At 70.8% G+C, this 12658-nt stretch carries 12 protein-coding genes; 5 read left to right on the forward strand and 7 right to left on the reverse strand.

Translation table 11 applies throughout. The features are described 5' to 3' along the window. Together ACFWJW_RS04740 and ACFWJW_RS04745 are read right to left on the reverse strand one after the other, a co-directional pair. The coding region (locus ACFWJW_RS04740) for an IPT/TIG domain-containing protein (RefSeq protein ID WP_387234855.1) at positions 1-1727 on the reverse strand (1727 nt) is incomplete at its 3' end. A 495-nt stretch (positions 1728-2222) separates the two neighbouring features. Further along, positions 2223-3299: a chitinase gene (locus ACFWJW_RS04745; protein WP_387234857.1), complete on the reverse strand. Its 1077-nt coding sequence runs from the start codon at positions 3297-3299 to the stop codon at positions 2223-2225. 374 nt (positions 3300-3673) lie between these two features. On the opposite strand from ACFWJW_RS04745, the gene ACFWJW_RS04750 reads away from it, so the two are divergent. Beyond that, the gene (locus tag ACFWJW_RS04750) at positions 3674-5185 is read left to right on the forward strand and encodes a PepSY-associated TM helix domain-containing protein (RefSeq protein WP_387234860.1); all 1512 of its coding nucleotides are present in this window, start codon (positions 3674-3676) and stop codon (positions 5183-5185) included. 33 nt (positions 5186-5218) lie between these two features. Here ACFWJW_RS04750 and ACFWJW_RS04755 read toward each other — a convergent pair whose 3' ends face one another. Both ACFWJW_RS04755 and ACFWJW_RS04760 read right to left on the reverse strand, forming a co-directional pair. Next, on the reverse strand, positions 5219-5494 hold the full coding sequence (locus ACFWJW_RS04755) for a hypothetical protein (protein WP_042158621.1): 276 nt from the start codon (positions 5492-5494) through the stop codon (positions 5219-5221). 197 nt (positions 5495-5691) lie between these two features. Then, entirely contained in the window at positions 5692-6567 is an 876-nt protein-coding gene (locus ACFWJW_RS04760) for an alpha/beta hydrolase (RefSeq protein ID WP_387235122.1), read from the reverse strand. 433 nt (positions 6568-7000) lie between these two features. Between ACFWJW_RS04760 and ACFWJW_RS04765 the strand changes: the two genes are divergently transcribed. Together ACFWJW_RS04765 and ACFWJW_RS04770 are read left to right on the forward strand one after the other, a co-directional pair. Continuing rightward, positions 7001-7261 (forward strand): hypothetical protein, encoded by a 261-nt coding sequence (locus tag ACFWJW_RS04765; protein ID WP_387234863.1) that lies wholly within the window; start codon positions 7001-7003, stop codon positions 7259-7261. Positions 7262-7677: 416 nt separating this feature from the next. Beyond that, positions 7678-8058 (forward strand): peptidase inhibitor family I36 protein, encoded by a 381-nt coding sequence (locus ACFWJW_RS04770; RefSeq protein ID WP_387234866.1) that lies wholly within the window; start codon positions 7678-7680, stop codon positions 8056-8058. A gap of 162 nt (positions 8059-8220) precedes the next feature. Here the strand turns inward: ACFWJW_RS04770 and ACFWJW_RS04775 are convergent, their stop codons facing one another. Next, positions 8221-8382 (reverse strand): hypothetical protein, encoded by a 162-nt coding sequence (locus ACFWJW_RS04775; protein WP_387234869.1) that lies wholly within the window; start codon positions 8380-8382, stop codon positions 8221-8223. A 378-nt stretch (positions 8383-8760) separates the two neighbouring features. Between ACFWJW_RS04775 and ACFWJW_RS04780 the strand changes: the two genes are divergently transcribed. Beyond that, complete coding sequence (locus tag ACFWJW_RS04780; RefSeq protein WP_387234872.1) at positions 8761-10497, forward strand: sensor histidine kinase; 1737 nt, start codon at positions 8761-8763, stop codon at positions 10495-10497. 271 nt (positions 10498-10768) lie between these two features. Further along, the gene (locus ACFWJW_RS04785) at positions 10769-10999 is read left to right on the forward strand and encodes a DUF6480 family protein (protein WP_387235125.1); all 231 of its coding nucleotides are present in this window, start codon (positions 10769-10771) and stop codon (positions 10997-10999) included. A gap of 211 nt (positions 11000-11210) precedes the next feature. On the opposite strand, the gene ACFWJW_RS04790 is transcribed toward ACFWJW_RS04785, so the two are convergent. Continuing rightward, complete coding sequence (locus ACFWJW_RS04790) at positions 11211-11567, reverse strand: hypothetical protein (RefSeq protein WP_387234875.1); 357 nt, start codon at positions 11565-11567, stop codon at positions 11211-11213. A gap of 104 nt (positions 11568-11671) precedes the next feature. Then, on the reverse strand, positions 11672-12559 hold the full coding sequence (locus tag ACFWJW_RS04795) for a S1 family peptidase (protein WP_387234878.1): 888 nt from the start codon (positions 12557-12559) through the stop codon (positions 11672-11674). Positions 12560-12658: the final 99 nt, after the last annotated feature.

A 12658-nucleotide genomic window follows, 5' to 3' on the forward strand; every position in this document is an offset into this window, starting at 1 on the left:
ACCGTCGACGGATCCGGCGCCGAGACCACCGCCGTCGACGACCCGCTCGCCCCCACCGCCTGGGTGCCGGTCCCCGTGGAGGGTTCGAGGTTCCCGTCGCCTTGGTAGGTGGCGGTGACCGTGTAGGGGCTGCCCGCCGTACCGGCCCAGCCATGGCTGGTGGCGGCGGTGCCGTCGGTGAGCGGTACGTCGACGGGCGGGGTGCCGTCGCCGAAGTCGAAGGTGACCGTGCCGGTCGGGACGGCAGCTCCGGGCGGGACGGCGGTGACCGTGGCGGTCACGGCCACCGGCTGCCCGGCCACGGAGGGGTTGGGTGCCAGGTCCACCGCGGTGGCCGTGGCCGCCTGCTGCACGGTGTGGCTGTCCGTCCCCGTGGAAAGCGTGAAGTTGTCGTCGCCGCTGTAGGTGGCGGTGACCGGGTAGGGCAGTCCGGCGGCGTCCGCATAGAGGTGGATCGCGGTCGCTGAGCCGCCGTCCATCGGCACGGTGACGGGTACGGTGCCGTCGCCGAAGTCGAAGGTCACCGTGCCGGTCGGCGCGCCGGCTCCCGGCGGGGTGGCGGCGACCCGTGCGACAAAGGTGACCGGCTGGCCCACCAGGGACGGGTCGGGCCCGGACGTCACCGTGGTGGTGGTCGGTGCGACCTCGACGGCCTGGGTGTCCGTCCCGGTGGCGGGCAGGAAGTAGAGGTCGCCGCTGTAGGTGGCGGTGACGGCGTAGGGGGTGGCCGACGGGCCGGCGTAGGCGTGCTCCACCGTGGCCGTGCCGTCCGTCAGGGACGCCGTCACCTGTGCGGTTCCGTCACCGAAGTCGAAGGTGACGGTGCCGGACGGTGTCCCCGTCGTGGACGGGACGCCCTCCACTTCAGCGGTGAAGGTGACCGGCCGGCCGACGAGGGAGGGATCCGGCGCGGAGGTGACCGTCATCGCCGACGGCGCTTTGTAGTCGAAGGCGTTGGGGAACGTGACACTGCCCGCGGGTGTGGTGACGACGATGTCGGCCGGGCCGGGAACACCCGCGGGTGTCACCACGACGAGCACGTTGTCGGAGTACGCGCGAAAGGACCGTACGGGGACACCGCCGATGGTGACCCCGCTGACGCGGGCGAGGCCACTGCCGGTCAGTACGACGGTGGTGCCGCCCGCGATCGGCCCGGTGTCCGGGGTGACGCCGGTGACAAAAGCCACCGCCGCATAGGTGTAGAGCAGTCGGTTGCTCACCCCGCCGAGGGTGGTGACATACACGGGGACGGTGCCGGGGCCCGCGGCGGGCGGAACCGTGACACCGACCTGCCGGTCGGAGAGCGCCGTGGGGAAGGCGACGGCGTCGCCGAAATGGACGAGGAGCGCGGTGCGCAGGTTGGCGCCGGTGAGGACGACGGTGTTGCCCCCGCCGATCGGCCCCGTGGAGGGGACGATTCCGGTCAGTCTGGGCCAGGTGATGTAGAAGAAGTAACCGACCCAGGCCGATCCGCCAGGGGTGGTGACCGTGACCGGGACCGCCCCTTGTCCCGAGGGAGTCACCGCGACGATGGTGTCGTCGTCGAGCACGGTGAAACTCGCCGCCGGACGCGAGCCGAAGGTCACGGCCGTGGCATGGGTGAAGTTGCGCCCGATGATGGTCACCTGGGTGCCGCCACCGAAGGGGCCCTGGTCGGGAAAGACACCGGAGAACTGATTGCGCGCCGCCATCAGGCCGTAGGCGTATACGGCATCAAGACTCAGCATGACGGTGTCACCGCCGATGCCGTGCCCACGGCCGCCGGGTCAACGGGGCTTACTTCATAGGGCAGTTGGGGAAAGGGAGCGTACCGGCCCGGCGGGGCCACCCATCGGAGAGCGAGGACACGGACGGCGAGGCACACAGCGCGGGCAGCAGGCATGACGGCTCCAGGGCCAACTTGCGGGCCCGCCGCACCATGGGACGCCCGCGTACGCGCGCCGACATGGCCGGTCCTGCACATCCCCAACGGAGGAGCGCTCGAACGGCACCGTCATCACACCGGTGCTCCGAAACAGGCAGGGCACCTTCCACTCCCCCGGAAAGGATGGGCGGCCCACCGGAATCGGACGGATTCAGTAACCCATCCCGGTGTGGTGCGGGCAACACAGCCGGATCGAGCTCACCCGAACGGGCGAGCGGAACCCGGTCACCGGTGAACCGGCCCCGGCCGGGCACCCCGGTGCGACGATGCCCGACCCCGCCCGCCGGCTCTCCGCGGCTCAGCCCGTAAAGGCGCGCACGAACTCGTTCGTCTTCTTCCCCAGGCTCGAACAGGTCGCCACCGCCTTGAGGTTGGCGCCTCCCGGGCAGGGCTTGTCGCGGGTGACCGACCACATCGACAGCCGGCCGAGCCCCTTCTCCTCGGCGAACTTCTTGAGCTCCGCCGCGTCGTCGGGCCGGAAGACCTCGACCTTGACGTCGTTCACGCCGATCATCGGGGTGACCGCGACGCTCTTCCACGCCGTGGCCTCGTCCCGGATCCCCAGCGCTCCCTTGAGCTGCTTCTGGGTGGCGGTGGCGGCCGCGATGGCGTATTCGCCCATGTCACCGTCGTAGTAGGTGCCGTAGTCCATGGCCATGATGTTCACGGTGGAGATCCGGGCACCGTTCTTCTCGGCGCTCTTCAGCACCGCGACGGCGTGCCGGTTCAGGCCGGAGGGAAGCACCGGGAGGGTGACGGAGACATCCAGTTTTGTGTCCTGCTGGAGCCGGGCGATGGCCTGCGCACGGAGGTCGTTGGCCTTGGTGTCCGTGAGCGCGGGGCCCTCGATATCGAAGTCGACCTTGGTCAGGTGGTAGGTGTCGATGACCTTGCGGTAGGCGTTCACCAGCTTGTCCACCGAGCCGCAGACCCTGGCCAGTTCATTGCCGCTCTGCCCGCCGAAGGAGATCCGTACATCGCCGCCCTGGGCGCGCAGTGCGTCCGCCTGCCGCGCCACCGGGTTGGCGCCGAGCGGCTGCCTGCCGCCCCACTTGGGCACGCAGCCGCCGCCCGGCGAGACGAACGCCAGGTTGTACTCCTTCACGCCGGTCTCCTCGGCTCCCTTGACCAGGTCGAAGGAGGGCTTGAGCGAGGTGTCCACATATGGCGAGAACCCAACGGTCTTCGGCGTGGGGGCGGGGCTGCTCGGCTTCGCGGAGGGGGTCGCCGGGTCCGGGCGCTGGGGCTTCGCCGGCTCCTCGGACGAGCAGCCGGCGAGCAGGGACGCCGCTGTCACGGCCGTCACCACAGCGATCGCGGTCGACTTCCGCTTGCGGCTCCGCCGGGAAGCGTGCGCGTCTGCGGGGTACGTCATCATCGGGCTGCCTCCAACGGTGGGGGGTGGGCAGTGCTGTTCGGACCGGCGGCAGGGGGCGGGACGGGCGGAACACTCCGTCTGCCACGGGCCGGGTCCGGGGGCTTCGGGCCGGGTGCGGGAGGGAAGGACCCGGCGCAGCAGCCCACACAGCACGCGCGACATCAGCACGTCAGCAGGTAAGGCCGGCCCGTTCGTCATGGCCGCCATCGTGCCATCCGGTGCGGGCTCCCCGGAGGGTGGGTGCGGGCCGGGCAGCCTGCCGTATGGGGCAGCTCACATGATGCGCGGGAACTCGTCCTGCGGTGCGTCCGACTCCCTGAACGGTACCGGCAGCGGGCCGGGCCACCTCCTCCACGAGCCGGGAGCCCCGCGTGCCCACTGAACAACGTCTCGCACCGAGCCAAACACCGGACTCCCCGGACGCCCCGGACACCACCGGCTCCGGGGCGGAGCGGGCGGTACGGCGGACCGGGTGGGCCGCGCTCCGTCCGCTGGTGTTGCGCCTGCACTTCTACGCCGGGGTGCTGATCGCGCCCTTCCTGCTCGTCGCCGCGGTCACCGGGCTGCTGTACGCCGCTTCCTTCCAGGCGGAGAAGGTCGTTTACGCGCATGAGCTGAGCGTGCCGGTGGGCAAGGCCGAGCGGCCGCTGTCGCAGCAGGTCGCCGACGCCCGTAAGTCGCATCCCGAGGGCAAGCTCGCCGCCGTACGCCCGGCACCGCGGCCCGGCGACACCACCCGGGTCCTGCTCTCCGACGTACCGGGCGTCTCCGCCGGCAAGCAGCTCGCCGTCTTCGTCGACCCCTACACCGGGAACGTCAGAGGGGCTCTGGAGACGTACGGTTCCACGGGCGCGCTGCCCCTGCGCACCTGGCTCGGCTCCCTCCACCGCGACCTGCACCTGGGCGAGACCGGCCGGCTCTACAGCGAACTGGCCGCCAGCTGGCTGTGGGTGGTCGCCGGGGGCGGAGTGGCGCTGTGGATCGGCCGGAAGCGCCGGAACCGCGGGCTGCGGGCGCTCGCACTGCCGGACCGCACCGCCACCGGCCGCCGCCGGACCCTGTCCTGGCACGGTGCGGTCGGCCTGTGGGCCGCGGGCGGCCTGGTCTTCCTCTCCGCGACCGGTCTGACCTGGTCCGCGTACGCCGGGGCGAACATCGGCGAACTCCGGGAGTCCCTGGGACAGGCGACCCCGACCGTCTCGACGGCCGTGGCCGAGCACCACGCCGGACAGGGCGGCTCCGCAGGGATGTCCGGGATGCCTGACATGCCGGGGAGGGGCAACGCGAAGGGAAGCCGGCCGAGCGGAGCCGCGCCGGCGGACGTGGGCATCGACAAGGTGCTCCGAACGGCCCGCGCCCAGGGCCTCACGAACCCCGTCGAGATCGGCCTGCCCACGGACAAGGGCACCGCTTACGTCGTCAAGCAGGTGCAGCGCAGCTGGCCCGAGAAGCAGGACGCAATCGCCGTGGACCCGGCGACGGGCAAGGTCACCGATGTCTCACGCTTCGCCGACCACCCCGTCCTGGCCAAGCTCACCCGCTACGGCATCGACCTGCACACCGGCACCCTTTTCGGCCTCGCCAACCAGATCGCGCTGGCCGCGCTCGCCCTCGCCCTGATCTTCCTGATTCTCTGGGGCTACCGGATGTGGTGGCAGCGCCGCCCCACCCGCGACCGCGCGCTGCCCTTCGGGCGTCCCCTCCCGCGTGGCGCGTGGCGGCAGGTACCGCTGCCCGTGCTCATCGCGCTCGTGCCGGCGGTAGCGGTGGTGGGCCGGCTGGTGCCCTTGCTCGGCCTTTCGCTGGTCGCGTTCCTGGCCGTGGACATCGCTCTCGGCGCGCTCAGCCGCCGTCGCCGCGTCCCCGCCACGACTGCCGGCTGACGGCCTTCGCCACTAACGGGCCGTAAGGCCAGGTCAGGCGTCCCGCATCTCCGCCAGCCGGAACGGCCCCGCCGCGCCGGGACCGAACATCACCGGCAGGTTGCGGCCCAGTGGTACGACGACGAGCGGCTCGTCACGGTACTCCCGGAGGAATTTCTCCAGGGGTTCCCAGATCAGGCTCCGGTACCCGGACTCGGTCCGCTGATGCTCAAAGGAGAGGGTCAGCGCGGAGTCCATCACGGTGACGCTCACCGCGTCGACCTCCAGCCACTCTCCACCGATCCAGGCTTCAAGCCTTACGTATGACATGCCGCAAGGGTGCCCCGCGCCACACCCGCCTCGCAAACCGCACCACGCCCCTGGCGACAAACGCCGCCCGACCGCTGCCGTGCCGCGCCGTCGCCCGCCTCGCGGTGCGTCCTCCCAGGTCGCTCACGTGGCACCCAGTCGCGCCGGTGCCACGGGAGGCGGGCGCAGCTGGTGCTACCACCCTCTGCGCCCGTGGGTCACGGCCGGCGCTCGTCCCCGGCACACCAGGGTTCGGCGAGTTCACCCAGGACACGGGCCGCCGGCGCCGGGTCGACCAGCCACTTCAGATGGCTTCCCGCCAGAGTGCGGACGTCGTACGGGTTGTCCGGCGTCAGCGCGTTGCCCTCGCGGATCAGCCGGTCCTGTAGGGCGAGCGGCAGGCTCGTGTCGTCGGCCAGCCGCACGAAGGTCTTCGGAATGCGACCCCAGGTGGCGGCCTGCGCCCGGTCGGCGGAGGTGCCGACGTCCAGGTTCTCGTCGGGCTGGAAGGTGTTCAGGAAAGTCAGGAACTCCTCGTCGGTGCCGTCGGCGAAGAAGGCCGCCTTGAACGCCGCGAGGGCGGCCGGGTCCGCGGTGCGGAAGTTGATGCGCAGCAGGCCGAGTTCGGCCGGGTTCCCGGCCAGCGCTATCGCCAGCGAAGCGGCGTCGACCGTGGCCATCTCCGGCTCGGCGTAGTAGTCGTTGACGTCGAGCTCGACCGGGCACCAGGCCGAGACATACACGATGCGGTCGATCAGGTCCGGCCGTGCGTTGGCCGCGGCGGTGGCCGTGACGCCGCCGCGGCTGTGGGAGACGAGGATCACCGGCCCGTTCTCCTTGGCCCGCTCCAGGACTCCGATCAGGTGCGCGACGTTGTCGGCGAGCGTGACGCCCTTGATCGAGCCGGGCGTGGTGGCGAGCTCTTCGAGATTCTGCGGCGCCTGGTAGGCGCGCGCGTAGGTTGCCCCGAATCCGTGGCCGGGCAGGTCGACGGCGACCGAACGGTGTCCGAGGAGGCCGAGTTCGGCCTGGAGCGGCGCGAAGGAGAAGGAGTTCGCGAAGGCTCCATGAACCAGTACGAAGGTCGGTTGCATCTTGTTCTCACTCACTTTCTTGCCGCCGAGGCTCCCGCCCGCACACACCGCGCCCTTCGCGGCGCCACAGGCCACCTCGCGGCCGAGGAACGGGCCGTCGTCCTGCGCACCGTCCGCGCCGCAGAGACGTTTCGTGCGTGGCAGGCGCCACGCGGCCAAGCGCGGAGTCTCGAGCGCAGCGCGCGGACGGTTGCCCGGTATCCGAGGGTTCACCCTACTCAACGGAAGATCATCCGCACTACCCGTTTGCGCCCCTGGCGGCGAGTTCGGCCGTCAGTCGTCGTGAGGGCGCAAGGGAGGCCGTACGACAAGAACGTACGGCGACCTACGCGACAGTGACAGTGATCCACTATCCTCGGTGCGCCTTACTGCTCGGACCGGAGCGATAAGGCCAACTACGACCACGGGGCGGGGGCGGGGCCACGGCCGAGTCATGGACGGTGGCGGCTGGCGCAAGGTCGACGCCTTCATCGTCGAGACCCGGCTTGAGCGGGATGGCTTGGTCATCACAAGCAGGCGCTGCAATTTCACGAAGGCGGTCAACGCCGGGGACACGAACGCCGACTGCGCCAGCCCGTACGCCCTGGGGCGCACCCATTACACCGGTGACGGTCGCATCTACGTCGACATCGACGACGACGGCCGCGGCGGCACCTGGTACGACCTCGAGGGCTCGAAGCCGATCGGTAGCTGACCTGTCGTAACCGTTATCAGGCGCCCCGCTAGTGCCAGGGGCCGGTCGGCCGCTCGTACTTCGGCGCGAGGGAGCAGCCCCCGCCCGGGTGCCGGCCGGCGCCGGTTGCGCGTCCCGGTCCCGTTGCGCAGGCGGTGGCGGAAGTTGTACCGCGAGGCGTCGGAGCGCGGCGCGCCGCGTACGCCCGGTGCATACGCTGCCGCGCTCCAACAGCCGGTGGTCCGGCGAGAAAAGCCCTGAGGACGGCCGCGGGCGCGGACCATACTGGTGCTTCGTCAGGCCGCCCGCCCGGCACCCTTTCGCGGGCCAACCCTCCCACGCCACCCACCATCCGTGGCTCGCCCCGACGCGATCCTTCTCAGCCGATCCACAGCGGCGTGACCGTTCCCACCCTCACCACGAAAAGGACCCCTGCCATGCGTCGTCTTCGCTCGCTCACCATCGCCGCAGCCGCCCTGGCCACCGCCTTCGCTGCCGCGCCGCTCGCCAACGCGACCCCCTCGGCACCCACCGGCCTGGCCGCCTTCAACTGCACCTCCGGGTACTTCTGCATCTACAGCGACTGGAACGGTGGCGGAACCCGCTGCCAGTGGTCGCAAGCCAGCAAGGCGAACACGGCCGACGACTGCTCCTTCATCCAGCGGGGCCAGAACGTGCGCTCCGTATGGAACAACACCGGACACCGTGTGCAGTACTACACCCAGACCAACTACCACGCACGCGTCGGCTCCACGCCCTCCCACACCGGCGGCAACTTGCAGGGCAGCTACCAAATCCGTTCCTTCAAGCCGCAGTAGGCCAGGACGGCAGTAGGCCAGGAGAGAAACCGGCGCCGGCCGCGGGGTGGCCCCAACACGTCTGCTGCGAGCTCCCGTTGAAGGGGAGCGTACGGAGCAAGTACGGAGCAAGGGGCCGGGACACCGACCAGAGGCGCCCTCTCCCCCGCGCCCGCCAACAGGTCACGACGGCTCGACGTGCGGTTCGGCCTCGTACGCCACTACAGCGCGACGGGTTTCGCTGTCTGCCTCGTCACCGGGGACCGTCCCCAGAACGGGCGGCAGCGTCCCGTCCCGGGCCTGCTTCCGGTAGGACGTGCCCCGGCTGTCGTCGGCGTCCGGCATGGGGCGCAGCGGAAGAAGAGTCGGGGGTCGGGCGCCGCATCCCGGGACTGAAGACGGGCGGATCGTGGCCATCGGCCCTCGGCCATGGGCCACGGCCAGTGGTGCCGGTGGTGCCGTTCCTGCCCGGCAACTCAGCAGGTCCGCAGCCCGCGACGCGGTACCACCGGGTGTCGGCGCGTGCCGGCGAGTGTCGGCGGCGGGGCTCCCTCCGAGCCGGTGGGACGGCCACTCCCGACAGCCCGGCGTGCCGCGCGCCCGGTCACCTCGGCGTATCGAGCTCGTCCCGGGCCTGCACCAAGACCGTCTCCGAAGGGTCCGGACCGGGCGGGGTCGACGTAACATACCGGGAATTGTCCGCACGTCCGTTTGGTCGCCGATATGTCCGCCAAGGTTGCCGGCCCCGCCGCCGCACCCGCCCCACTGCCGGACCGGGCGCCGCCCACTCCGGGCTCATTGTTCTGGCTTCCTGCGCTTCCCCGGTGGTGGCGGCCGTGGGGCGCGATCGCGCTCGACGTGCTGATAGCCATGGGCTGTGCGGGGTTCGACGCACAGTTCCGCACTGCCTTCCCCGAGGGGCACCTACAGAGCCTGCTGCCCAAGGACTGGGCGATGTGGTTCACGGCCGTGGTCGCTCTGCTGCTGGTACTGCGGCGCCGATTCCCCGTGGCGGTCACCGCGCTCATCACCGGCGGTCTCCTCCTGGGCACCGGCTCCGTCCTGGCCACGATGGTGGCGTACTACTCGCTGTCCCGGCACACCCCGCGACTGCGAACGGTGTTCATCGCCGCATCAACGGGCTTGTTGCTCATTCTGGGCGTCGCCGCACTGCATCTGTGGCAGTACGCCCCGCGTCACGGGACGGCCTTCGCGCAGTCGACCGTGCTCATCGTCTTCGCCGGTCTCCTCGCGGTGGTGCTGCCCGTCCTGGCCGGCCTCTACCCGAGGACTCCGCGGCAGCCCTGGTGGTGGGAGCACCGGAGCGCGATGCTGTTCGACATCCTGCTCGTGTTGTTCTTCCCGCTGGCGAATCCGATCGCGCTGGTCAGCGGCCTGAACGGCGCGGAGCGGGACCCGCTGCTGCTACCGGCTCCGGTGGTCGTCATGGTCGTGGTGGTGCAGGGGGTGGCGCTGATCTGGCGGCGGCGGTATCCGGACGCGCTCGCCGCGGCTTCGGTGCTCCTCATCCCGCTCGTACTGCCGTCCTTCAGCATCCTCCCCGTCAGTCTCTACGCGCTGGCGAAGTACGGGGCGTCGCGGCGCAATCTCCTCCTCGGCTCGGGCGCGGCGGCCGTGGTCCTCGTGGCGTGGACCGTGGTCGCCACGGATTTCAACGCCGAGCAGTTCGTGCCCTTCTCGATCTTCCTCGTGGTGCCCTCCGTGGTGGTGCCGGTGCTGTTCGGCATGTACCGGGGGGCCAAGCGGAGTCTGATGGTGACCCTCCAGGACCGGGCGGACCGGCTGGAACGGGAGCAGCATCTGCTGGCCTCGCAGGCCCGGATGGAAGAGCGCACCCGCATCGCCCGGGAAATGCACGATGTGGTCTCCCACCGGGTGAGCCTGATGGTGGTCCACGCCGGGGCACTGGAGGCGGGGGCCGGCGGTACCGGGGTGGCCTCGGACACCGGCAAGCTGATCGGGGACATGGGCCGGCAGGCACTGAACGAGCTGCGGCAGGTGCTCGGGGTGCTGCGCCTGGACGACGGGGACCAACGGGTTCCGCTCTCCCCGCAGCCGACGCCGGACGACATCGCGACCCTCGTGGAGGAGTCACGGGCCGCCGGGATGCGGATCGCCTTCGACGTCATCGGCGAACCGCCGGCTGCGGACTCCACCGTCCAGCCCACCCTGTACCGGGTGATCCAGGAGGGCCTGACCAATGCGCACAAGCACGCGGGCAAGGTGGCGGCCCGGGTGGAGGTGCGGTACCAGAAGGACGCCGTGCGGGTGATCGTGGAGAACGAGGCCCCGGACGGCCCGGTCCCCACCCTGCTGCCGAGCGGCGGCCACGGTCTGGTGGGCCTGGGCGAGCGGGTCACCGTCCTCGGCGGCACCTTCGAGGCCGGACCACTGGAATCCGGCGGCTTCCGGATCACCGCGACGGTTCCCCTTCGGTGAGCGCCGTGCCGCTGCGCTGGGCGGTGCCGCCTCTCCTGGCGGTGCGGCACCGCTGAGCGCCGAGCGGCACCCCTGGTCCCGCCCCCTTCGCCGAGCACCTCCGCGACGTTCCCCTACGAGTACGAGGCGGACGCGTGCGCGGGAGGCACCTCCGCCGCCTCTAGCACGTAAGCGGCACATCCGGAGGAGCGAGCAGTAGCCCGCATCCGCTTGGCCCAAGCCCCGTCACCCCGGACCGGTGAATTCGGTCGATATCGGGCAAGCTTCCAGTATGAGTGCTCAATATCCGGAATCGGATCCACACAACGGACCAGGTCTCGGGCCCGGTGACGGGGTGCCGCCCGAGGAAACGCCCCAGGGCGAGGGCAGCACGGGAGCCGAAACCGGTCCCCGCGACAAACAGACACGGGGTTGGGCCAAAGGCCCGGCCATCGCCCTCGGCATTCTCGTCGTGCTCTGTGCGGCATTCTTCATCGCTTACGCCGTGACCGTGGCGCTGTAACTCTGTGACCGTGGCGCTGTAACTCTCGGTGAACCGAAGCACCGGTGCCCCGGCCATGCGGGCGGCACACGAGCCGGTAGGTGGCGCACGAGCCGGTCGGTGCGGCGCACGAGCCGGTCGGCCGCTGCACCCCAGGACGCGCCCTTCAGGCGTCGCCGATGACCACGCCCTGGTCAGGCACGTTGCGAGCGTTGCCCAGGCGCTGCGAGCGTTACAGCAGACCGGCAATGCTCGGCGGGGCGAATACGTGCCGGGCGCGGTGCTCCAGGACGAGTACGGCCGGCATCTGCCGGCTCTCGTCAGAGGTGCACCTTTCGCAGGACGGATCGATGGCGGGGACGTCCGAAGCATGGTGGGTGGCGATGTGCCGGGCGAGCCGGATCTGGGTGGACACCACCGTGTCGAGGGGGTCGTAGTCCACCCCCGGCTCACCCTCCTCCTGTGCGGCGTTCACCACCTCAGGGGCGTGCTTCATCGCCTTGTACAGCTCGGTGCACTCCTGGCAGCTCCACATCCATGGGGGAGGCAGCGGCCACTCATCGGCACCGGGCACGTCACTGGAATCCATGCCCGTCACCGTAGCGAGCTGCCGGCGCCGCAGGCAGCAGATCAGCCGAATCCCCCCTCCTGAGCAGCATCCTTGGCTGCACACTCATTTCCCGAACAACACACCTATGCCGACGTCACTCCTGCCATGAGCGCCGGAACGTCGGCGAACGCGGCGTCGGCGGGCTGGCCGCAGACCTTGCCCGCCGTTTCGCCGGCGAAGCTGAAGACGCCGACCAGTTCAGGCCCGCGACGTCCCCATATGACGAGGGGGCTGCCGCTGTCGCCGAAGCACATGGTCGTCTCGCCGCCGGATATGTCACGGGCGCAGAAGACCGATGCCTCGTCCACTACGGCGGGCGTCTGGGCGGCGCACTGCGCATGGGTGCGGGCGGTGAGGTCGCCGCGGCGGAGTACGTCACCGCGGATCTCCTTCCCCGGCCGGGAAGGGTCCGGTGCGGCCGTGGTGCCGTGACTGAAGAGGGAGACGGGGGTTCCGGGAAGCGGCCGGTGGTGCGCGATGCGGAGCGGCTTGACGCCTCGGACCGGGGCGCTGAGGCGGATTTCCGCCAGGTCGTAGGCCGCTGAGGAGAGTGCGACGTTGTCGGGGTCCGCAGGGGAGGGCAGCAGTTCGTACCGGGGGTGGGGGGTGACGCTGCGGATGTCGCGTACGGTGCCGGGGTCCTGTGACAGGACCGAGGACCCGATGTGCACCTCCGCCCGCCGGGCGTCCTGTCCATCGAGGCAGTGGGCCGCCGTCAGGACCCGGTCGGGAGCGATCAGGGCGCCACCGCACGAGGCACGTTGCAGCAGCGGAGCATCGCCCTTCACGGCCAGTGTCGCCAGCCACGGGGCCGCGCCGCGCTGCGGCAACTGCGTGCCCCCGGACATGGCGTGCACCGAACCGGCCGCGCTCACACTCAGCGCCACAGCGACCATGACCGCACCGAGCACCGCCCCCGTACGCCTCCGACGACCACGCCATACCTGTCGCCGCTGCGCTTCTTCGCTCACTTCGCTCCCCCGTCTCTCGCACCTCGCCTCGGATGCGATGAGTCGAAATTAGCGGCGGGGACGGTGAAAGTAGTCAGACCGTGGTCGCGTCCATGGTCA

This window comes from Streptomyces sp. NPDC127097 (genome assembly GCF_042724075.1).
Lineage (GTDB): Bacteria > Actinomycetota > Actinomycetes > Streptomycetales > Streptomycetaceae > Streptomyces.